Annotated in this window: 18 protein-coding genes and 1 pseudogene; 12 read left to right on the forward strand and 7 right to left on the reverse strand. The window is 51.3% G+C overall.

Features of this window, described 5'->3' with window-relative positions:
* The first annotated feature begins 14 nt into the window (after positions 1–14).
* Both WHR59_RS12170 and WHR59_RS12175 read left to right on the forward strand, forming a co-directional pair.
* Positions 15–1,409: a GntP family permease gene (locus WHR59_RS12170; protein WP_196770167.1), complete on the forward strand. Its 1,395-nt coding sequence runs from the start codon at positions 15–17 to the stop codon at positions 1,407–1,409.
* A gap of 11 nt (positions 1,410–1,420) precedes the next feature.
* Complete coding sequence (locus WHR59_RS12175; RefSeq protein WP_043016307.1) at positions 1,421–2,191, forward strand: 3-hydroxybutyrate dehydrogenase; 771 nt, start codon at positions 1,421–1,423, stop codon at positions 2,189–2,191.
* A gap of 47 nt (positions 2,192–2,238) precedes the next feature.
* On the opposite strand, the gene osmC is transcribed toward WHR59_RS12175, so the two are convergent.
* Entirely contained in the window at positions 2,239–2,670 is a 432-nt protein-coding gene (osmC, locus tag WHR59_RS12180) for a peroxiredoxin OsmC (protein ID WP_042308368.1), read from the reverse strand.
* Positions 2,671–2,897: 227 nt separating this feature from the next.
* Between osmC and sra the strand changes: the two genes are divergently transcribed.
* Positions 2,898–3,038 (forward strand): stationary-phase-induced ribosome-associated protein, encoded by a 141-nt coding sequence (gene sra, locus WHR59_RS12185; RefSeq protein ID WP_043016306.1) that lies wholly within the window; start codon positions 2,898–2,900, stop codon positions 3,036–3,038.
* A 180-nt stretch (positions 3,039–3,218) separates the two neighbouring features.
* The gene (gene maeA, locus WHR59_RS12190; protein ID WP_043016305.1) at positions 3,219–4,916 is read left to right on the forward strand and encodes a malate dehydrogenase; all 1,698 of its coding nucleotides are present in this window, start codon (positions 3,219–3,221) and stop codon (positions 4,914–4,916) included.
* Positions 4,917–4,985: 69 nt separating this feature from the next.
* Here maeA and WHR59_RS12195 read toward each other — a convergent pair whose 3' ends face one another.
* Positions 4,986–5,888: an endonuclease/exonuclease/phosphatase family protein gene (locus WHR59_RS12195; protein WP_043016304.1), complete on the reverse strand. Its 903-nt coding sequence runs from the start codon at positions 5,886–5,888 to the stop codon at positions 4,986–4,988.
* 464 nt (positions 5,889–6,352) lie between these two features.
* Here WHR59_RS12195 and WHR59_RS12200 point away from each other — a divergent pair, with 464 nt between their 5' ends.
* From WHR59_RS12200 to WHR59_RS12210, 3 genes are all read left to right on the forward strand, one after another.
* Entirely contained in the window at positions 6,353–8,068 is a 1,716-nt protein-coding gene (locus tag WHR59_RS12200) for an ABC-F family ATP-binding cassette domain-containing protein (RefSeq protein ID WP_075146177.1), read from the forward strand.
* A gap of 220 nt (positions 8,069–8,288) precedes the next feature.
* Positions 8,289–8,567 carry a type II toxin-antitoxin system RelE/ParE family toxin gene (locus WHR59_RS12205; RefSeq protein WP_003833016.1) on the forward strand — a complete coding sequence of 93 codons (279 nt, stop codon included), beginning with the start codon at positions 8,289–8,291 and terminating at the stop codon, positions 8,565–8,567.
* The gene (locus tag WHR59_RS12210; protein WP_043016302.1) at positions 8,567–8,851 is read left to right on the forward strand and encodes a HigA family addiction module antitoxin; all 285 of its coding nucleotides are present in this window, start codon (positions 8,567–8,569) and stop codon (positions 8,849–8,851) included. Before WHR59_RS12205 ends, WHR59_RS12210 begins: the two co-directional genes overlap by 1 nt.
* Before the next feature lie 45 nt (positions 8,852–8,896).
* Here WHR59_RS12210 and WHR59_RS12215 read toward each other — a convergent pair.
* The 4 genes and pseudogenes from WHR59_RS12215 to fdnG form a co-directional block, all read right to left on the reverse strand.
* Positions 8,897–9,497, reverse strand: a pseudogene (locus tag WHR59_RS12215) (inorganic diphosphatase); the annotation flags it as partial.
* Positions 9,498–9,626: 129 nt separating this feature from the next.
* Positions 9,627–10,283: a formate dehydrogenase-N subunit gamma gene (fdnI, locus tag WHR59_RS12220; protein ID WP_003020054.1), complete on the reverse strand. Its 657-nt coding sequence runs from the start codon at positions 10,281–10,283 to the stop codon at positions 9,627–9,629.
* The gene (fdnH, locus tag WHR59_RS12225; RefSeq protein WP_003833024.1) at positions 10,276–11,160 is read right to left on the reverse strand and encodes a formate dehydrogenase N subunit beta; all 885 of its coding nucleotides are present in this window, start codon (positions 11,158–11,160) and stop codon (positions 10,276–10,278) included. The genes fdnI and fdnH overlap by 8 nt, the downstream gene beginning before the upstream one ends.
* 13 nt (positions 11,161–11,173) lie before the next feature.
* Positions 11,174–14,221, reverse strand: coding sequence for a formate dehydrogenase-N subunit alpha (fdnG, locus tag WHR59_RS12230; protein WP_146040266.1), 3,048 nt, complete (start codon positions 14,219–14,221; stop codon positions 11,174–11,176).
* Between the two features lie 287 nt (positions 14,222–14,508).
* On the opposite strand from fdnG, the gene yddG reads away from it, so the two are divergent.
* From yddG to WHR59_RS12245, 3 genes are all read left to right on the forward strand, one after another.
* Positions 14,509–15,390, forward strand: a complete 882-nt coding sequence (gene yddG / locus WHR59_RS12235) for an aromatic amino acid efflux DMT transporter YddG (protein ID WP_338843067.1) — start codon at positions 14,509–14,511, stop codon at positions 15,388–15,390.
* Between the two features lie 459 nt (positions 15,391–15,849).
* Positions 15,850–16,944, forward strand: coding sequence for a porin OmpC (gene ompC, locus WHR59_RS12240; protein WP_043016298.1), 1,095 nt, complete (start codon positions 15,850–15,852; stop codon positions 16,942–16,944).
* A 143-nt stretch (positions 16,945–17,087) separates the two neighbouring features.
* On the forward strand, positions 17,088–17,468 hold the full coding sequence (locus tag WHR59_RS12245) for a GFA family protein (protein ID WP_100194941.1): 381 nt from the start codon (positions 17,088–17,090) through the stop codon (positions 17,466–17,468).
* Here the strand turns inward: WHR59_RS12245 and WHR59_RS12250 are convergent, their stop codons facing one another.
* Positions 17,469–18,956, reverse strand: a complete 1,488-nt coding sequence (locus tag WHR59_RS12250; RefSeq protein ID WP_087053337.1) for an MFS transporter — start codon at positions 18,954–18,956, stop codon at positions 17,469–17,471. It abuts the gene before it with no gap.
* Positions 18,957–19,073: 117 nt separating this feature from the next.
* Here WHR59_RS12250 and WHR59_RS12255 point away from each other — a divergent pair, with 117 nt between their 5' ends.
* Both WHR59_RS12255 and WHR59_RS12260 read left to right on the forward strand, forming a co-directional pair.
* Positions 19,074–19,652 (forward strand): TetR family transcriptional regulator, encoded by a 579-nt coding sequence (locus tag WHR59_RS12255; RefSeq protein WP_043016295.1) that lies wholly within the window; start codon positions 19,074–19,076, stop codon positions 19,650–19,652.
* A 212-nt stretch (positions 19,653–19,864) separates the two neighbouring features.
* Positions 19,865–21,250: a NarK family nitrate/nitrite MFS transporter gene (locus WHR59_RS12260; RefSeq protein WP_043016294.1), complete on the forward strand. Its 1,386-nt coding sequence runs from the start codon at positions 19,865–19,867 to the stop codon at positions 21,248–21,250.
* The last annotated feature ends 47 nt before the right edge of the window (positions 21,251–21,297 follow it).

A 21,297-nucleotide genomic window follows, 5' to 3' on the forward strand; every position in this document is an offset into this window, starting at 1 on the left:
GATATTGAGGAGTCATGATGAGTGTATTAATCGCCCTGGCAGCGCTGGGCCTGCTGATGCTGGCAGCCTATCGCGGATATAGCGTCATACTTTTTGCCCCCATCGCGGCATTAGGTGCTGTATTGCTTACCGAACCCAGCGCCGTCGGACCTGCTTTTACCGGCCTGTTTATGGAAAAAATGGTCGGTTTTGTGAAGCTTTACTTCCCGGTGTTCTTGCTGGGAGCAGTGTTTGGCAAGTTAATCGAGTTATCTGGTTTTTCACGCTCCATTGTCGCCGCCGCCATCAACATTCTCGGCCGTCGCCACGCCATCCCGGTGATTGTGCTGGTGTGTGCGCTGTTGACCTACGGTGGCGTGTCGCTGTTTGTAGTGGCGTTTGCGGTGTATCCGTTTGCGGCGGAACTGTTCCGCCAGAGTAATATCCCAAAGCGCCTGATCCCGGCAACCGTTGCGCTGGGGGCCTTCTCTTTCACTATGGACGCCCTGCCAGGCACGCCGCAGATCCAGAATATTATTCCGACCAGCTTCTTTGGGACTAACGCCTGGGCCGCGCCGTGGCTGGGTTTGATAGGTTCCGTGTTTATTATCGTTGTCGGTCTGGTTTATCTCGAGCGCCAGCGTCGTAAAGCCCAGTCGAAGAATGAAGGATATGGCACTGAACTGTTAAACGAGCCCGAAACGCCAGATAACATTAATCTGCCGAACCCGATAATTGCTATCTCTCCGCTGATCCTGGTTGGCGTATTTAACCTGCTGTTCACCCGCTGGATCCCCCAATGGTATGGCGCCACGCATCAGTTAGAGCTTCCGGGTCTTGCCAAACCGATTACCACCGAAGTCGGTAAAATCACTGCTATCTGGGCGGTAGAAGCGGCGCTGATTTCTGGAATTTTACTGGTGGTACTCTTCGGCTATCGCAACATTAAAGGTCGCCTGGCGGAAGGGAGCAGAACGGCGGTTGGCGGTGCGATCCTCGCAGCGATGAATACCGCATCAGAGTACGGCTTTGGCGCAGTGATCGCCGCCCTGCCGGGTTTCCTTGTGCTGTCCAAAGCGCTGGCGGCCATTCCCGATCCACTGCTCAATGAGGCTATCAGCATCACCACGCTTGCCGGGATCACCGGTTCGGCGTCTGGCGGGATGAGTATTGCCCTCGCCGCCATGTCTGACACTTTTATTGCCGCTGCCCATGCCGCCAATATCCCACTTGAAGTCTTCCACCGCGTGGCGTCAATGGCCAGCGGTGGTATGGACACCCTGCCACACAACGGCGCGGTCATTACCCTGCTGGCCATTACCGGTCTCAGCCATCGTCAGGCGTACGGTGGGATTTTTGCCATTACCGTCATTAAAAGTCTGGCCGTGCTGTTTGTTATCGGCGTCTTCTACACCACCGGAATTGTTTAAGGAGAATCATCATGAACTTAACGGGAAAAACTGCCCTTGTAACCGGTTCAACCAGCGGTATCGGATTAGGCATCGCACAGGTGCTGGCGCAAGCGGGAGCAACCCTGATCCTTAACGGGTTTGGCGATGTTGAAGCCGCCAAAGACGCCGTGGCGCAGTATGGCAAAACGCCGGGCTATCATGGCGCGGACCTGAGCGATGAAGCGCAAATTGCTGACATGATGCGCTATGCTGCAAGCGAATTTGGCGGTGTGGATATCCTGGTCAACAACGCCGGGATCCAGCACGTTTCACCGGTGGAAACCTTCCCGGTTGATAAATGGAACGCGATTATCGCCATTAATCTCTCTTCTGTCTTTCACACCACGCGCCTGGCGCTTCCCGGCATGCGTAAGCGTAACTGGGGGCGCATTATTAATATCGCTTCTGTTCACGGGCTGGTGGCCTCAAAAGAGAAGTCCGCCTATGTGGCAGCGAAGCATGGCGTGGTGGGACTAACCAAGACCATTGCGCTGGAAACCGCGCAAACGGGCATCACCTGCAATGCGCTGTGCCCCGGTTGGGTGCTCACACCGCTGGTCCAGCAGCAGATTGATAAACGAATTGCCGAAGGCGCTGAGCCTGAAGCCGCGCGTGACGCCCTGCTGGCGGAAAAGCAGCCGTCGCGCGAATTCGTCACGCCGGAACAGTTGGGTGAGCTGGCGCTATTTTTGTGCTCAGACGGCGCGGCGCAGGTGCGAGGCGTTGCGTGGAATATGGATGGCGGTTGGGTAGCGCAATAACATCATCTGGTGCCGGATAAGACGCAGTCGCATCCGGCACGCCACGATTAAGACTTCAACTGATAATCCAGCGTAATTTCCGCGTTCAGCACCTGCGATACCGGGCAGCCCGCTTTCGCTTTCTGGATAATGCCGTCAAACGTGGCGGCATCGATCCCCGGGACGCTCACCTCGCTGTGCAGCGCGACTTTGGTGATAGCAAACCCGGCATCCACTTTATCCAGAGAAACATCGGCAGTGGTATCAATGGCATCTGGCGTAAAACCCGCTTCGCCCAACATCAGAGAAAGCGCCATTGAGAAGCAGGCCGCATGGGCCGCGCCAATCAACTCCTCGGGATTGGTGCCTTTCACCCCTTCGAATCGGGTATTAAACCCATACGGTTGCTGATTCAACACGCCACTTTCGGTCGATACGGTACCTTTACCGCGCTTAATGTCGCCTTCCCAGTGTGCCTGACCTTTCTTATGGATAGTCATTATCGTTCTCCTGTGTTGTCGTTGGAGTTACAAGTATAGGACGGCTGGGAAAAAGCATGGCACATACGGGAAAGTTCTCATTTGCCGCTTAAGCATTGACCTTTCAGATAAAATGACCGACCATCCAGAAAGCCGTTCTTTTGAACATCGGCTTTCTATCAGGTTGTATTTCGTCCGTTGTCATACGGGCTCGCCCTTGAAACCAGTAACAGGATTAAGGAGTTAGAATGAAATCGAACCGTCAGGCCCGTCATATTCTCGGACTGGACCACAAAATCTCAAATCAACGTAAATCCGTGACCGAAGGTGACAAAACCAGCGTGGTCAATAATCCTACCGGAAGAAAGCGCCGCGCTGACGGCAAGTAGACCTTTCGCACGTCTGACTGAATAACGAGATAAACACCATTGCAACCGCAGTGGTGTTTTTGCTTATAAAACCCCTTTACCCATTCACAATGCTTTATACTTCGCCCGTTTCCCTGGCGAACAGGCCACATACGATCATAAAGAGTGCCAGGGACGGTTATTCAAAAAAGAGTGAGTGACATGGAAAACGAAACTAAAAAACTGCGTTCCCTTTACATCCCTTACGCTGGCCCGGTACTGCTGGAATTCCCCTTACTGAATAAAGGGAGCGCTTTCAGTGTGGAAGAACGCCGTAACTTCAACCTGCTGGGGTTACTGCCGGAAGTGGTCGAGACGATTGAAGAACAGGCCGAACGCGCCTGGATCCAATATCAGGGATTCAAAACTGAAATTGATAAACACATTTATCTGCGCAACATCCAGGACACCAACGAAACCCTGTTTTACCGACTCGTGCATAATCACCTCGATGAGATGATGCCGGTTATCTACACCCCAACGGTTGGTGCTGCCTGTGAGCGTTTCTCTGAGATCTATCGTCGCGCGCGCGGCGTATTTATCTCTTATCAGAACCGCCACAATATGGACGACATCCTGCAAAACGTTCCTAACCACAATATCAAGGTTATCGTCGTTACCGATGGCGAACGTATTTTGGGTCTTGGCGATCAGGGCATCGGCGGAATGGGGATTCCAATCGGTAAACTGTCGCTGTATACCGCGTGTGGCGGAATTAGCCCGGCCTACACCCTGCCAGTGGTACTTGACGTCGGGACCAACAATCAGCAACTGCTCAACGATCCGCTGTATATGGGCTGGCGTAATCCGCGCATCACTGATGATGAGTACTACGAATTTGTCGATGAATTCATCCAGGCCGTGAAGCATCGCTGGCCGGACGTACTGTTGCAGTTTGAAGACTTCGCGCAGAAAAACGCCATGCCTCTCCTGACCCGTTATCGCGATGAAATCTGCTCGTTTAACGACGATATTCAGGGTACCGCGGCGGTGACCGTTGGCACGCTGATTGCTGCCAGCCGCGCGGCCGGTAGCCAGTTGAGCGAACAAAATATCGTCTTCCTCGGGGCGGGTTCCGCCGGTTGCGGTATTGCCGAGCAGATCATCGCGCAAATTCAGCGTGAAGGCTTAAGCGAAGAAGCGGCACGTCAACGCGTATTCATGGTCGATCGCTTTGGCCTGTTAACCGATAAGATGCCGAACCTGCTCTCTTTCCAGACCAAACTGGTGCAAAAACGAGAAAACCTCCAGCACTGGGATACGCAAGAAGATGTGCTGTCGCTACTCGACGTGGTACGCAACGTTAAGCCGGATATCCTGATTGGTGTTTCCGGACAGACCGGCCTGTTTACAGAAGAAATCATTCGCGAAATGCATAAACATTGTCCGCGGCCGATCGTCATGCCGCTGTCTAACCCGACTTCCCGCGTAGAAGCTACGCCACAGGATATTATCGCCTGGACAGAAGGTAATGCGCTGGTTGCGACCGGTAGTCCGTTCGCACCGGTACTGTGGAAAGAGAAAATTTATCCGATCGCCCAGTGTAACAACGCCTATATCTTCCCGGGTATTGGTCTGGGGGTTATTGCTTCTGGCGCGTCGCGCATCACTGATGAAATGCTGATGTCGGCAAGCGAAACGCTGGCGCAGTATTCACCGCTGGTGCTCAACGGCGAAGGACTGGTGTTACCGGAGCTGAAAGACATTCAGACGGTGTCGCGCGCCATCGCTTTTGCCGTGGGGAAAATGGCCCAGCAGCAAGGCGTGGCGGTTAAAACGTCCGCCGAAGCGCTACAACAGGCGATTGACGATAATTTCTGGCAGGCGGAATATCGCGACTACCGCCGTACTTCTATCTGACGCTTTGCCCGGCGGCAAACTGCTGCCGGGCAATGTTAAGCGTTTGATGAACAAAAGGCTGTATGTGGATTACTGCTCTGAAAGTTCAAGTTCAGCAATAACCGGCAGGTGATCGCTCGCCGTAGACCACGTAAATTCGGATGAATTATGTGGGATCTGCAGATTTTTGACGTTCCACTTTTGCCCTTTAAATGTGAAAATATGGTCTATATCAATCGCTGGGTTAACGGCTGGCCAACTGCGCGTATCAATTCCCTCTTTCGTCACTTCATTGAAAAAGTAACGTATTTCTTTTAGGGGTTGTTCATCCCGGGTTGAATTGAAATCGCCCGCCAGGATTTTAATTGAAGATGCGATATCCGGGAAATCTGTTGTTGCGTCACCAATGCTAATATCTAACAGGTAACGCGCCTGCTCAGTTCGCATGGTTGGATCTTTTTGCCAGTCGAGGTGAGTTACCATGATGATCGGTGCGGAATCAAAGCCGGGAACATCAATCTGCGCCAGTAATGCCACACGTTGTTCTGCATCACCCGACGGTAATTTCACGACCTGCGAATGCAGTATTTTATATTTGGAAAGAAGACCTAAGCCGTATTCACCGCCGTCAAAGTCGATAGCTTTTCCAAAGACATAATGCAGTTTATTAGCATCAGCGATTTTTTTGAGTTGATCAATTTTTTGGCTACGACCTGTTTTATTATCAACCTCCGGAACCGCAATAATATCGGCATTTATTCTTTCAATCGCCGAATTAAGTGCAGTAAAATCCGCTACATCAGCAGAGGCTTCATTTTTACCAATGTTATAGGTGGCAATCTTTAAATGAGGTTTTTGTTGCGTGTAAATTTTGTCGGGAACCCCACCTTTTTGAACTTTAAGTATCTCATTACCCGCAAGTTTTTCACTTGCCTGTGCATTTGCAAATAAACATCCCAGCGCAATCATCGTTAATGTAATTGTTTTTTTCATGTTATCTATTCTCCAAATAATAAAATAGTGTGCAGAGGATACTGGAGAATGTAGATCGTTGTTGTGATCCTTAACTCATACTTTTGACGCGATGAAAATTAACTTTCGCATGAATAATCTGCGTTCATTCCTTCTGAATCAAGGTAACTGTTCCCGTATCAGTGTTTACGGTTCCAATGCTGCCGCGTGCAAAGCTTGCGCGACTGCGTAACTTGCGATTACACTTTCGCTACCGATCAACATTCTGAAAAAAAAAAGGAGGATACTTATGCTGTACTGTGAACGTTTTATCGTTTCACATGCTTTTGGCGATCGCCAGTGCTCAAGCGTTATCGGTATCGTGCTGCGATAACTTCTGCTTGAGCGAAGCTAACTTCTAAATCCCCTTCTCTCGGGCTTACCGGGTTATCGTCAGCGATGTTTGACGAGGCGTTTTCACGCCTGTAACTCTTGAGTAAGCAACAATGAGCACATTACTAACCGCACAATCCTTACACGTTGATACGGCATTCGGCACGCTATTCGACGATCTTTCCTTTACCCTGAAAAAAGGCGACCGCATCGGGCTTATCGGTTACAACGGCTGTGGCAAAAGCACGCTGTTAAAACTGCTCGACGGCACGATCTCGCCCACAAGTGGGGCAATCGCGCAGGCGAATCACTGTCATCTCGCTCGTGTGGAACAACATCTACCTGACGATATACTGCCGCTTACGCTGCAGGAAGCCGTTCTCGCTCAACTTCCCGAGCATGAACGCGCAGCTCAGCAGTGGCGGGTTGAAGCACTGCTTGCCGAAATGGGGTTCACGCCGGAGAATTTATCCCTGACAGCACAAACGCTGAGCGGCGGCCAACATACGCGTCTGCTATTAGCGCGGGCGCTGATGCGAAATCCTGACTTACTGCTGCTGGATGAGCCGGGGAACCACCTGGATTTGCCCACATTACTGTGGCTGGAACAGTTCTTACAGAACTGGTCTGGCAGTTTTGTGGTGGTTTCTCACGACCCGCAGCTGCTGGACGCGGTGACTCACGGAACGTGGATCTTGCGCGATCGCACTCTCCATGCTTTTGATCTGCCCTGTAGCGCGGCGCGTCAGGCGCTGGCAGAAAGAGACGTCAGCGATGCTTTGCGCCATAAGGCTGAACAAAAGGAGATCGACCGTGTGGCCGCCAGCGCCAGGCGGCTGGCTACCTGGGGGCGGGTCTACGACAACGAAGATCTCTCCCGCAAGGCCAAACAGATGGAAAAACAGGTACAACGCCTGAAAGAGGTACAGACGGAAGTGACGTCAGGGAGTCAGTGGACGCTAACATTGCAGGGGGATGCTCTGCGTGCGGATCGTTTGCTGGAGATGACAAATCTGTCCGTAGCCCCTGCTCCCGGCGCTGATACGCTGTTTTCCATTGCCGGTATCCGGTTAAAAAGTGGCGATCGCGTGGCGATTGTCGGGCGTAACGGTTGCGGGAAATCGTCGCTGTTAAGGCTTATCTGGCAACAGTTTCAGTCACAGATGGCATCACCTTCACTGGTGTTACACCCGCGCGTTACGCTGGGGTATTACGACCAGACGCTGCATCAGCTCGCAGACAACGATTCGTTATTTGACGCGCTGGAAGCGTTTGCCCCGCAGCCGGAGATTCGCAAGATGGCGCTGATTAGCGCGGGTTTTCCGTGGGTCCGACATGCGCAGCGAGTCAGTACATTAAGCGGCGGTGAACGATCCCGGCTGCTGTTTGTGGGTCTGACGCTTGCGCGCTACAGCCTGCTGATGCTCGATGAACCCACCAACCATCTGGATATGGAAGGTAAAGAGGCGCTGGCAGAAACGCTGCAAAGTTATAACGGCGGCGTGTTGCTGGTCAGTCACGACCGTCAGCTTATCAGCCAAAGCTGTAACCGGTTTTGGTTAATCGACAATGGCGAACTGAGCGAATGGCACGATCTGGACGCGGTCAATGCGCGTATTCGGGAAACATCCTCTGAGATAACTGTTCCCAAAACGGTGGTCGAAGCGAGGGCCGAAATCAGCGTTGACAGCGATGGATTGCTGGAACAACTCCTCGAGCTGGAGCAACGTCTGGCCGACGATCTTGCGCGCAAGCCAAAACATCAAAAGCCGTTGTTACAGGCACAATGGCGAAAGGAGATTGAGCGTCTGAACTCACAACTGGAGTAAACTCTGGTGCCGGATGGCGAACGCTTATCCGGCCTACATCAGCAAAATGCGCGTGTAGGCCAGCCATCCGGCAATTCTTGCGTGACGCTTTCCAGATATTCCCCTTCTCCCTTTTTCTTTTTGCACATTCGCCGCAAAATTTAAAACATCGCAATCCTGGTGTTGCGCTTAAAGGAACATTAATGGTAATGTTCCTCTTGAAGGAACAAGGAAGATATGGATGATCATGAACTTCAGACACAAAGGATTGCGCGATTTGTTTCTTCATGGGCGAACATCAGGCGTTATGGCGAAACATGTCCGACGATTACGACACAGGCTTGCCGTTATTGATGCGGCTAGTAAGGTTACAGATATCAATATGCCCGGTTATAAGCTGCATCCTCTGGTGGGTGAGCGTGACGGCATATGGGCAATTTCTGTTTCAGGTAACTGGCGTATTACGTTTGAATTCGTCAATGGCGATGCGTACATACTGGACTACGAGGACTATCATTGATGAAGATGGCAAATCATCCCCGTCCTGGGGATATCATTCAGGAAGCGCTGGACGAACTCAATGTCAGCCTGCGCGAGTTTGCCAGGGCTATGGAAATTGCACCTTCAACGGCAAGTCGACTATTAACCGGGAAAGCGGCCCTGACGCCTGAGATGGCGATTAAACTCTCTGTGGTGATTGGCAGTTCACCCGAAATGTGGTTAAACCTGCAAAATACCTGGAGTCTGGCAGAGGCCCAAAAAAGCGTGGATATTTCACGCCTGCGTAAGCTGGCAGTACAATGATAAAAGTAAATGCCGGATCAACTTTTGCCATCCGGCATGCTAATTATTGCTGCGGTTTTTTCTCTTTCCAGGCCTCCCAGGCCTGTTTGATCTCTTGCTTCGCCGTAACGGCATCGTTGAAACCGTTTAATTCGACCTTCTTGCGCCCTTCCGGCAGATCTTTGTACACGCGGAAGAAAGATTCCAGACGTTGAACTTCAATCTTTGGCAGATCGCTCAGCTCTTTGATGTTGTCATAAGTAGGGTCAATTTTACTGGCCGGTACGGCAACAATTTTGTCGTCCTTTTCACCGCCGTCGATCATCTTCAGTACGCCAATAGCGCGCAGCTTAATCAACGTTCCCGGAGCCAGCGGCGCGCGGGTATAAAAGATAACATCCAGCGGGTCGCCGTCACCGGCTAAAGACTGGGTCAGAGAACCGTAGTTGGCGGGATAGGCAACCGGCATGGACTGGAAGCGATCGGCAATGATAAAACCGGTTTTGGCGTCAGTTTCATATTTGATTATTCCACCTGCCGGGATTTCGGTCACGGCATAAAACTCTTCCGGGTTATTCTCCGGCTGCGGAAATTCGAGGACATTCTGCGCCTGAGCGGATGCACAGAGAAATAGGCTGACTGCGAGTAATTTTTTCACCAGATGCATTGTCTTTTAACTCTTCTATTATTGGAAAGACAACACCTTACGTTCAGCAGATGACAGAAACATGACGTTTTTTTGGCAAAAAAATGGCGCTACATCGGTAGCGCCATTACGTACAGGGAACGTCAGGAGTTAGTTAACCCCTTCCTCGCTCTCTTTTTTCGCTTCTTGTCTTTCAACTTCGCGATACCAGCGTGGGTGATGTTTCTTCGCCCAGCGACGGCTCACTTTCCCTTCAACCATGCCTTTAATCGATCCTTTCACCCAGAATGCCATATACATATGGATGAGGATGGCGTGCATCAGGATAATCCCCGCCGCCGCATGGATCAGCAGGCTATAGCGCACAACCTGCATCGGGAAGAACTGCGCAAAGTACGGACGCCAGATAATGATACCAGTAATCAACAGCACGAAAATCATGCTCATGATTGACCAGAACATCATTTTCTGCCCGGCATTGTACTTGCCCACATCCGCCACTTTATGTTCATTGCCTTTCAGCACTTCCACAATGTTTTTCAGCCACGGGATATCTTTTTTATCCGGGATGTTGTGGTGAACAAAGCGTACAAACATGAACATCAGCGCCACGAAGATCAGTATGCCGAAGAACGGGTGCAAAATGCGTCCCATCTGCGGCGTACCGAAGGTCTGCGTCAGCCATTGCAGAGTCGGGAAGAAAAAAGAAATCCCCGACAACGCCACCAGGAAGAAGCAGATCACCACCGTCCAGTGACAGGCGCGGTCGATAAACTTCGTGCGCACAATCATTTTCGACTTACTCATGATGATCCTCCTCGTCGTCGTCCACTTCCTTATTCGGGCCGATACCAATGTAGTGGTAAATCAGCCCGGCGAAGGTGGCGATAAATCCGGCAGCGGCCAGCGGTTTCAGCGCCCCTTTCCACAGATTGATAGAGGTATCGATCTGCGGATCTTTCGGCAGGCCATGATACAGCTCCGGCTGGTTGGCATGATGCAGAACGTACATAACGTGCGTACCACCCACACCTTCCGGATTGTAGAGACCGGCGTGTTCGAAACCGCGTGCCTTCAGTTTTGCCACGCGCTGTTCGCCCATTTCCAGCATTTCCTGCTTAGTGCCGAAATGTATTGCTCCGGTCGGACAAGTCTTCACGCAGGCAGGTTCCTGCCCGACGCTGACCCGGTCCACACACAGCGTACATTTATACACGCGGTTATCCTCTTTATTGAGGCGCGGAATATTAAATGGACACCCGGCAATACAGTAGCCGCAGCCAATACAGTGTTCTGACTGGAAATCGACAATCCCGTTGGCGTACTGGATGATAGCTCCGGCAGACGGGCATGCCTTCAGGCAGCCCGGATCTTCACAGTGCATACAGCCGTCTTTACGAATCAACCACTCCAGCTTGCCGTTCTGTTCGGTTTCGGTAAACCGCATCACCGTCCAGGACTTGGCGCTGAGATCGGCGGGGTTGTCATACACCCCGACGCAGTGGCCGACTTCATCGCGGATATCGTTCCACTCTGAGCATGCCACCTGACAAGCTTTACAGCCTATACAGGTGGAAACGTCGATCAGCTTCGCGACCTCCGCTTTATAATCACGGGCCTGAGGCGGCGGCGTGATGGAGTTTGTTGCGGACCTTTTGATGATGTCCTGCGTTTCCATAGACATATGTTCGCCTCCCTTACGCCTTCTCGATGTTAACTAAAAACGCTTTGTATTCCGGCGTTTGCGAGTTTGCATCACCGACATTCGGCGTCAGGGTGTTGGCGATATAGCCTTTACGCGCGACTCCTTCAAAGCCCCAGTGGATTGGGATCCCAACCGTTTCAACCTGCTGACCGTTGACGTTCAAAGTACGCAGACGACGGGTCACCACGGCAACTGCGCGAATAAATCCACGCTTGCTGCTGACTTTCACGTGATCGCCGTTGTTGATACCTTTCGCTGCCGCCAGCGTTTCGCTGATTTCCACAAACTGCTCTGGCTGGGCAATCGCATTCAGCAATGCGTGCTTGGTCCAGGTATGGAAATGCTCGGTCAGACGATAGGTCGTCCCGACGTACGGGAAGTCCTGTTTCGTACCCATGCGGAGCTTATCCGCTTCGTACAGACGCGCTGCCGGGTTGGAGATCACGTTCGGGTGCAGCGGGTTAGTACCCAGCGGTGTTTCCATCGGCTCGTAGTGTTCCGGGAACGGACCTTCCGCCATCTTATCGATAGCAAACAGACGCCCCAGCCCTTCCGGCTGCATGATAAACGGATTGGTGCCGCTGCCTGGCGCTGCGGTATTGAAGTCCGGGATATCGTTCCCCGTCCACTTCGTACCGTTCCACTGGATAAGCATGCGTTTTGGATCCCACGGTTTACCCTGTGGATCCGCCGAAGCGCGGTTATACAGCACGCGACGGTTCAACGGCCATGCCCAGGCCCAGCCCAGCGTATTACCGAGACCTGACGGGTCGGCATTATCGCGATTGGCCATCTGGTTGCCCTGCTCGGTCCAGCTACCGGTATAAATCCAGCAGGATGATGAGGTAGAACCATCATCACGCAGCAACGCAAAGCTGTTGAGCAACTGACCTTTTTTCGCAACCAGCACGCCGTTGGCATCATAGAGGTCTTCCAGCGCATAGCCGTTGTTCTCTTTTGCCACTTCCTCGGAGTGCGGTTCGTCCGGCTGCTTATAGTTCCAGCTCATTTTCAGAACGGGTTCTACCGCTTTACCGCCTTCAGTGCGATACATGTCGCGCAGACGATGGTAAATACCGGCCAGAATTTCGCCGTCGTTGCGGGCTTCACCCGGTGCGTCCTGACCTTTCCAGTGCCACTGTAGCCAGCGGCCGGAGTTGGCAATGGAGCCGTCCTCTTCCGCAAAGCAGGTCGATGGCAAACGGAAGACTTCGGTCTGAATAGATGCCGGATCGACGTCGTTTGATTCACCGTGGTTCTGCCAGAACGTTGAGGTTTCGGTCACCAGCGGATCGATAACCACCAGATACTTCAGTTTGCTCAGGCACTGCACCACTTTGTTTTTGTCCGGGAAGGACGCAACGGGGTTAAAGCCCTGACAGATGTAGCCGGTAACTTTTCCGCTATCCATCATGTTGAAGTATTTGATGACGTCGTAGGACTGATCCCACTTCGGCAGCCACTCAAAGCCCCAGTCGTTCTCTTTCTGCGCCGCATTGCCGTAGAAAGATTTCATTAGACTGACGAAGAACTTCGGATAGTTACCCCAGTAGTTAACCTGGTCGGCCAACGTCGCTTTTGGCGTATTAGCAGCCAGATAGGTTTGCAGATCCGTCTGTTTCTCTGACGGCAGCGTCAGGTAACCTGGCAGACTGGTAGAGAGCAGACCTAAGTCGGTTAATCCCTGAATGTTGGAGTGACCACGTAAGGCGTTAACCCCGCCACCTGCCATCCCCATGTTGCCGAGCAGCAACTGGATCATCGCCATGGTACGGATGTTCTGCGCCCCTACGGTATGCTGTGTCCAGCCCAGCGCATACAGGAACGTAGTGGTGCGATCCGCCGCGCTGGTGGAAGCCAGTACTTCGCAGACTTTCAGGAAGTCTTCTTTCGGCGTACCGCAGATGTTTTCCACCACATCCGGCGTGTAGCGGGAAACGTGCTGTTTTAGCAGATTCCACACGCAGCGAGGATGGCTTAACGTTTCATCGCGTTTCGCGTAGCCGTTTTCATCGAACTGGTAGTTCCAGGACGATTTATCGTATTGGCGTTTTTCCGCGTCATAGCCGCTGAACAGACCGTCTTCAAAAGCAAAGTCATCCCGCACCAGCAGGCTGGCGTTGGTGTAATGCCTCACGTATTCAGCGTTAATTTTGTTGTTTTCAATCAGGTACAGCAAGACACCGGACAGGAACGTAATGTCCGTGCCGGAACGAATTGGCGCATAGATATCCGCCACCGAGGCTGTACGAGTAAAACGAGGGTCAACAACAATCAGCGTGGCATCATTGTTGTTTTTGGCTTCCATCGCCCAGCGGAATCCCACCGGATGTGCTTCAGCGGCATTACCGCCCATCACCATCACGACGTTAGCGTTTTTAATATCAACCCAGTGGTTGGTCATCGCACCGCGACCAAATGTTGGAGCAAGACTTGCTACCGTTGGTCCGTGTCAGACGCGCGCCTGGTTGTCTACTGCCAGCATGCCGAGTGAGCGCACAAATTTTTGCGTCAGCATGCCAGTTTCATTACTTGCCGCAGATGCACACAGCATCCCGGTTGAAAGCCAGCGGTTTACCGTTACGCCCTGCTCATTCTTCTCAATAAAGTTGGCGTCACGGTCAGTTTTCATCAGCTTCGCGATGCGGGTGAATGCTTCATCCCAGCTGATGCGCTGCCATTTGTCGGAACCAGGAGCGCGATATTCCGGGTAACGCAGACGGTTTTCACTGTGCACGTAATCCAGTAATCCTGCGCCCTTAGGACATAATGCCCCGCGGCTCACCGGATGATCCGGATCCCCTTCAATATGGTAAATCGACTCTTTGGCGTTTTTTGCTCCATCTCCCAGGCTATACATTAATAGCCCGCAACCTACGGAACAGTATGTGCAGGTGTTTCGGATCTCTTTGGCGCGTAACAGCTTATAGTTTCGCGCCTGAGCCAGTGCCATTTTGGGTGCAAAACCCAGAGCGGCTACTGTTGTTCCCGCCATACCGCCCGCGCAGATTTTAAAAAATTGTCTGCGGCTGACGTCCATTGCTTTCCTCTTTTTTGCAGGGGTTCGTACAGGAAATCTCTCAAATTGCGCGAGCGCGGCAGTCTGAAAGATGCCATGTACAACTTCGCGACGAAACTATCAGCTATATCCATATTTTTTTTGCGTCAAATCAATAACGAAACGGTTCCGCTACTAAATAGTGCACTTTGTTTAACCTTTGTACCCATAAGGGAGTATGGGAAAGGCAATTGATTAGCGCGCTACGGTATAAAAGTGCTATAAATTTCAGCTTAATTTTTTGCCAGCACCATGGACAGACAATCAGAATGACAAAACAAAAAGCAACGTTAATTGGGCTCATTGCCATAGTGCTCTGGAGCACTATGGTCGGACTCATGCGTGGAGTAAGTGAAGGGCTGGGTCCTGCGGGCGGCGCGGCAATGATTTTTTCGTTAAGCGGCCTGTTACTGATTTTTACCGTCGGCTTTCCGAATATCAGGAAAATACCTGTTCGCTATTTAATCGCCGGTAGCGTGCTTTTTGTTAGCTATGAAATCTGTTTAGCGCTGGCTCTCGGTTATGCGGCTACTCGTCACCAGGCTATTGAAGTCGGTATGGTTAATTATCTCTGGCCAAGTCTGACGATATTGTTTGCTATTTTATTTAATGGTCAGAAAACAACCTGGCTGGTAATCCCTGGATTAATTATCGCATTGACCGGGGTGTGTTGGGTATTGGGTGGCGAAAATGGCCTTAACCTTGATGAAATTATAAGCAATGTTGCCAGCAGTCCGCTCAGCTATTTTCTCGCCTTTCTCGGCGCTTTTATCTGGGCAACGTATTGCACGGTGACCAATAAATATGCAAAAGGTTTTAACGGCATCACCGTGTTCGTTTTACTGACGGCAGCAACTTTGTGGGTTTACTATTTTATTACCCCTCAACCGAAAATGGTTTTCAGTACTTCGGTGACGATTAAAATGTTCACTGCAGCATTAACGTTAGGATTTGCCTATGCTGCGTGGAATATTGGCATTTTGCACGGCAACGTGACCGTCATGGCTGTTGGGTCTTATTTTACCCCGGTGCTCTCCTCCGCGCTGGCCGCTGTGTTGCTCAGCGCCCCGCTGTCGCTTTCGTTCTGGCAAGGTGCGCTGATGGTCTGCGCAGGCTCTCTGCTTTGCTGGCTGGCAACGCGACGCGCCTGATAAAAAGTCGGGTTTTATCACAAACAAATAAAACCCGACTATACTTTAGGCAAATTGATGAATAATATTTGTCCATTCCACCTGCGATTATGTTTATATTTGTTTAATTAAATGTTAAATATATGGTAATTAATTAACGTTCGAAAGTATTATCTGGTTATCTATATCTCTTCACTTGTATATATTACACCTGCGAAACTAACACCATTTAAACCATAGCCCGCACAATAGTCCCGTATGTAAATATACCCATTCAGATCTGTCACATATTATGATTAATACAATCAGCTATATTATGTAGATCTGGATCACACAACTTCAAATATTTCGCAATAATATGAAACTTATTATTGAACTTATACCACTGCGTCATTTAAAAATAGTTTGCCATTGACGAACCCATTCGTTTAGCAATGGTTTAGGAAACACACCAAGAAAAAATTATAAGGATTATTTAGAATGAAACTTAAATTAGTTGCAGTGGCAGTGACTAGCCTGTTGGCGGCAGGTGCGGTAAACGCAGCTGAGGTATATAACAAAGACGCAAACAAACTGGATATCTACGGTAAAGTTCACGCTCAGCATTACTTCTCTGACGACAACGGCAGCGATGGCGACAAAACCTACGCGCGTCTGGGCTTCAAGGGCGAAACCCAGATCAACGACCAACTGGTTGGTTTCGGTCAGTGGGAATATGAATTCAAGGGCAACCGTTCTGAAGATCAGGGTTCCGAAGCAGACAAAACTCGTCTGGCATTCGCTGGCCTGAAATTCGCTGAATACGGTTCTTTCGACTACGGTCGTAACTACGGCGTAGCATACGACATCGGCGCATGGACCGACGTTCTGCCAGAGTTCGGTGGCGATACCTGGACCCAGACTGACGTCTTCATGACCCAGCGTGCTACTGGCGTTGCAACCTATCGTAACACCGACTTCTTCGGTCTGGTTGAAGGTCTGAATTTTGCCCTGCAGTACCAGGGTAAAAACGCCCGTAGCAACGACAAAGAAGCTAACGGTGACGGCTTCGGTCTGTCTACGACTTATGAGTACGAAGGCTTCGGTGTAGGTGCAACCTATGCGAAATCTGACCGTACTGATTCTCAGAACAACCACAATGGTCTGTTCAAAGCTGACGGTAAGAACGCTGAAGTTTGGGCTGCTGGCCTGAAATATGATGCGAACAATATCTACCTGGCAACTACCTACTCTGAAACCCGTAACATGACTACCTTTGGTGGTACTGTTAACGGTAGTAAGATCAACGGTATTGCAAATCAAGCACAGAACTTTGAAGCTGTTGCTCAGTACCAGTTCGACTTCGGTCTGCGTCCGTCCATCGCTTACCTGAAATCCAAAGGTAAAGACATTGCATTCTTCGGCGACCAGGATCTGGTTGAATACGTAGACCTGGGTGCTACCTACTACTTCAACAAAAACATGTCTACCTTCGTTGATTACAAAATCAATCTGCTGGACGACAACAACTTCACCCGCGCTGCCGGTGTAAGCACTGACAACATCGTGGCTGTTGGTCTGAACTACCAGTTCTAATTTTGTTGTAGCCTGAATAAAAAGCCAGTCCTTCCAGGGCTGGCTTTTTCTCTTAATGTAGACTCGGTCATAAGGAGTATGCCGTGCAGACATTCACTGGTCGTTGTCTTTGCGGACAGAGTCATTTTACCGTCGACGTCGAAATGCTGGATGTCTATGCCTGCCATTGTACCCTGTGCCAGAAGTGGTCGGGCGGCATCGCTATGTATCTGGAAGCCAGCACTCATCCGCTGATGTCGCCAGATTCAGCAGAACCTGCGCACTTTCCTTCTTCAAATCGTGGTGAACGTTTCTTTTGTTCTGGTTGCGGGTGCCCGCTGTGGTTTACCCTGACGGGCAGCGATCGCTATTTTGTGCCGTGGACGCTGCTGGAGCTTAATGAGGTAGATCGCCGCCGCCTGGTGTTAGCGGCAGAGATCTATACGGAAACGCAGCCCGCATTCTGGAGACTGACGGGGCAATACGCTCGACTCAGTGGGAAAGAAGTCGAAGAAATGGATTACCCCTGTCATTTAGCTCATTAGTTATTGACGCTGTACCTTTGCCAGACTGAACCACATTCCTACCGCTAATACGATAAGCATGCTGCCGGCGCTGCTTAAGGCTACGCTGTGCGACCAGGTAAAGGCTTCTTTAGCAGCCGACAGCAACGCCTCACTCAGCGACGATGGGAGCGAATGCGCCAACTGCACCGCCTCCCCCATTGACGATGAGGCTCGTTCTATCTCCTGCGGATTAAGGCCAACTGGCGGCAGAATCGAGGCTGAAAAGCTGCGGCTTAACAGCAAACCAAAGATAGCGATCCCAAGCCCGGCGCCCAGTTCATAAGCCATCGTCTCAATGGCGCCCGCGGCTGCGGCTTTTTCTGCCGGAGCTGCCGCCATGATAGCCGCCGTTGAAGCCAGAAGCGCACTGGCGGCGCTGAAGCCGAGCAAAGCCATCAAAATCCAGGCTTGTACCTGTTGGCTACTGAAATCCGTCATCGCCAGACCGTAAAAGCTCACAGCGCTCAGCGCCATACCCGCCGTGGCCACACACCGTAATCCCAGACGTGACACCAGCATGCCGGCAATCGGTCCGCTGAAGCCGCTTGCCAGCATCACCGGCAGCATAAAAAGGCCCGCCTGATAAGGCGTTAAACCATGAACAAACTGTAGCTCCTGAGCCATCAGTAACTCGAACCCTACCAGAGTTATCATCGCGGTCATCGCCATCACTACGCCGCTTAAGATAATGCGATGCGTGAACAACCGCATATCAATCATCGGGCGGGAAGCAGCTAGCTGGATACGGACAAACTGCCACAACAATAAAGCGCCGGTTAACAACGTCAGCGCGATCGCAACGGTCGCCGTATGCCCTTTCAGGGCGGTTTTAGCGCTGTAGACCAGCAGCAGAATGGCGACAATCAGCATTATCGCATGACCAAAATTTAACGATTGATCGCGACGTCCGGCCTGACGCGGCACTAAGCGTGCAGTTAAGGCCATTACCACCAGGACAATCGGCACATTAATTAAGAACACGGATCCCCAGTAGAAGTGCTCCAGCAGCATCCCGCCAACGAGTGGGCCAAATGCCGCACCGCCAGAACCGACCGCGGCCCAGACGCCGAGCGCCATATTACGATGCCGTTGCTCTGCGAACGTGGCGCGAATCCCCGCAAGCGTTGCCGGCACAATCATCGCCGCGCCAATCGCCAATACTGCCCGGGTGGCTATCAGCCAGCTTGCACTGTGGGCAAAAGCGGCCGCCAGCGATGCGAGACCAAACAGTCCAGCGCCTAACAGCAGCAGGCGTTTAAAGCCGATGCGATCGCCCAGCGCGCCCATTGGCAATACCATACCGGCCATTACCAGGGAATAAATATCAATGATCCACAGCAGCTCGTTACCACTGGCACCCAGCGTCATACTCAGCGTGGGCGCGGCAACGTGCAGCACCGTTGCATCAATCGCAACAGGGATGTAGACCAGCACAATAATGACTAACGTTAACCACTGACGAAACATAAAACTCCCTAACGAAACTTAAACTGGACACATGTCCAACTTGAGCGATCCTACGGAAAATTGAACATATGTCCAACTTTTTGTTAGACTGCGTGATACACGGGTACAGGAGGAAAGATGAGCTATCTGAATCGGGATGAACGTCGGGAAGTTATTCTGCAGGCGGCCATGCGTGTCGCGCTTGAGGAAGGGTTTACCGCTATGACGGTGCGACGCATTGCAGCTGAAGCACACGTGGCAACGGGCCAACTACACCACCACTTTGCCTCTGCCGGCGAACTTAAATCCCAGGCATTTGTACGTCTGATCCGTACCCTGCTCGACGCGGAACTGGTCAGTGAAAATGCCAGTTTTCGTGAGCGACTGCATGCCATGCTGGGCAGCGAAGATGGCGGATTCGAACCCTATATTAAGCTATGGCGTGAAGCGCAGGTTGTGGCGGGTAAAGATCCAGAAATCAAAAGCGCCTACCTGTTGACCATGCGGATGTGGCACGAAGAAACCGCCAACATCATCACTCAGGGACAGAAAGCCGGTGAGTTTTCCTCCACCCCAGATGCTGCCGACGTAGCCTGGCGCTTAATCGCATTGGTCTGCGGTCTGGATGGTATGTACATATTAGGCATTGAGGAAATGGCCGATCCTGCATTCGATCGCCATCTTGACCGTATGATTACGCTGGAGTTATTTATTTGACGCAATAGATGAATTAACAATACATCTTTTATGTTTACAATTGGTAACACTTAAGCAACGTGTAATTCTCCCATCACGCCGCGTTATTGCGCTTTTTTATCTATTCTTTCAGTCAATATTCCTAAAACTTTTCAATAGTTTCTAAAAAGAAGCCGCGCGGCGCTGCATGCGTTTATTTCTTTTTCATGAACGGCATGTGCATGGAGAATAATATGTCATCATCAAATGAGAAAAATAATCGTTATCTTTTAACTGACTGGAAACCAGAGAACCCCGGCTTTTGGGAAAACAAAGGCAAGCACATTGCACGCAGAAACCTATGGATATCAGTGAGTTGCTTGCTGCTTGCTTTCTGCGTCTGGATGTTGTTCAGCGCCGTTGCCGTCAATCTGAATAAAATAGGCTTTAATTTCACCACCGACCAACTGTTTTTATTAACGGCATTGCCCTCTCTTTCTGGTGCAATATTGCGCGTTCCCTACTCCTTTATGGTACCTATATTTGGTGGGCGCCGTTGGACCATTTTCAGTACGATCATTCTGATTATTCCCTGCGTCTGGCTCGGATTTGCCGTGCAAAATACCGCTACTCCGTTTGGCGTATTTATTATTATTGCGCTGATGTGTGGTTTTGCTGGCGCTAACTTTGCCTCCAGCATGGGCAATATCAGCTTTTTCTTCCCCAAAGCGAAGCAAGGCAGTGCGTTAGGCGTAAACGGCGGTCTCGGAAACCTCGGCGTCAGCGTAATGCAGTTGATTGCGCCTTTGGTTATCTTTCTGCCCATCTTTACCTTTTTGGGCGTTCAGGGCGTACCGCAAGCTGACGGCTCGTTATTGTCGCTGGCCAATGCCGCATGGATTTGGGTGCCGTTACTGCTGATAGCCACCGTGGCGGCAGGTATGGGAATGAACGACATTGCCAGTTCGAAGGCTTCGATCGCTTCCCAATTACCGGTCCTCAAGCGTTTTCATCTGTGGTTATTAAGCCTGCTGTATCTTGCCACCTTCGGTTCATTTATCGGTTTTTCTGCAGGTTTTGCCATGCTGGCAAAAACCCAGTTTCCTGACGTGAATATCCTGCAACTGGCGTTCTTCGGCCCTTTCATCGGCGCGCTTGCGCGATCGGCGGGCGGCGTTATCTCTGACAAGTTCGGCGGTGTACGCGTCACGTTAATTAACTTCATCTTTATGGCGCTGTTTAGCGCCCTGCTGTTTCTCACCCTGCCAGGATCAGGCGAAGGGAACTTTGTCGCTTTCTACCTGGTGTTTATGGGATTGTTCCTGACCGCGGGTCTGGGAAGCGGGTCGACCTTCCAGATGATTGCGGTGATCTTTCGCAAAATCACGATTTACCGGGTGAAGCTGCATGGTGGTACCGAAGAGCAGGCTCAACGTGAAGCGGTAACCGATACCGCCGCCGCCCTGGGATTCATCTCAGCCATTGGCGCTGTAGGGGGCTTCTTCATCCCTAAAGCGTTTGGCTCATCACTGGCGTTGACCGGCTCTCCGGTGGGTGCCATGAAAATATTCCTCGTGTTTTACATCGTCTGCGTGCTGGTGACCTGGCTGGTCTATGGCCGTAAATCACAAAAAAAATAACGAAATGGATACCGCAGGATCGGACATTCGGCCAGGCCGGGAGTTCG

Source organism: Citrobacter europaeus, assembly GCF_037482245.1.
GTDB classification, from domain to species: Bacteria; Pseudomonadota; Gammaproteobacteria; order Enterobacterales; family Enterobacteriaceae; genus Citrobacter; species Citrobacter europaeus.

What these genes read in the sequence shown, in the direction of transcription:
- WHR59_RS12245 (WP_100194941.1), top strand. Translation starts at nt 17,088, where the DNA reads ATGCTGGATGTCTATGCCTGCCATTGTACCCTGTGCCAGAAGTGGTCG.
- osmC (WP_042308368.1), bottom strand. Translation starts at nt 2,670, where the DNA reads ATGACTATCCATAAGAAAGGTCAGGCACACTGGGAAGGCGACATTAAG.
- WHR59_RS12175 (WP_043016307.1), top strand. Translation starts at nt 1,421, where the DNA reads ATGAACTTAACGGGAAAAACTGCCCTTGTAACCGGTTCAACCAGCGGT.
- sra (WP_043016306.1), top strand. Translation starts at nt 2,898, where the DNA reads ATGAAATCGAACCGTCAGGCCCGTCATATTCTCGGACTGGACCACAAA.
- WHR59_RS12195 (WP_043016304.1), bottom strand. Translation starts at nt 5,888, where the DNA reads ATGAAAAAAACAATTACATTAACGATGATTGCGCTGGGATGTTTATTT.
- WHR59_RS12170 (WP_196770167.1), top strand. Translation starts at nt 15, where the DNA reads ATGATGAGTGTATTAATCGCCCTGGCAGCGCTGGGCCTGCTGATGCTG.
- maeA (WP_043016305.1), top strand. Translation starts at nt 3,219, where the DNA reads ATGGAAAACGAAACTAAAAAACTGCGTTCCCTTTACATCCCTTACGCT.
- fdnI (WP_003020054.1), bottom strand. Translation starts at nt 10,283, where the DNA reads ATGAGTAAGTCGAAAATGATTGTGCGCACGAAGTTTATCGACCGCGCC.
- WHR59_RS12200 (WP_075146177.1), top strand. Translation starts at nt 6,353, where the DNA reads ATGAGCACATTACTAACCGCACAATCCTTACACGTTGATACGGCATTC.
- WHR59_RS12255 (WP_043016295.1), top strand. Translation starts at nt 19,074, where the DNA reads ATGAGCTATCTGAATCGGGATGAACGTCGGGAAGTTATTCTGCAGGCG.
- yddG (WP_338843067.1), top strand. Translation starts at nt 14,509, where the DNA reads ATGACAAAACAAAAAGCAACGTTAATTGGGCTCATTGCCATAGTGCTC.
- ompC (WP_043016298.1), top strand. Translation starts at nt 15,850, where the DNA reads ATGAAACTTAAATTAGTTGCAGTGGCAGTGACTAGCCTGTTGGCGGCA.
- WHR59_RS12260 (WP_043016294.1), top strand. Translation starts at nt 19,865, where the DNA reads ATGTCATCATCAAATGAGAAAAATAATCGTTATCTTTTAACTGACTGG.
- WHR59_RS12205 (WP_003833016.1), top strand. Translation starts at nt 8,289, where the DNA reads ATGATCATGAACTTCAGACACAAAGGATTGCGCGATTTGTTTCTTCAT.
- fdnH (WP_003833024.1), bottom strand. Translation starts at nt 11,160, where the DNA reads ATGTCTATGGAAACGCAGGACATCATCAAAAGGTCCGCAACAAACTCC.
- WHR59_RS12250 (WP_087053337.1), bottom strand. Translation starts at nt 18,956, where the DNA reads ATGTTTCGTCAGTGGTTAACGTTAGTCATTATTGTGCTGGTCTACATC.
- WHR59_RS12210 (WP_043016302.1), top strand. Translation starts at nt 8,567, where the DNA reads ATGAAGATGGCAAATCATCCCCGTCCTGGGGATATCATTCAGGAAGCG.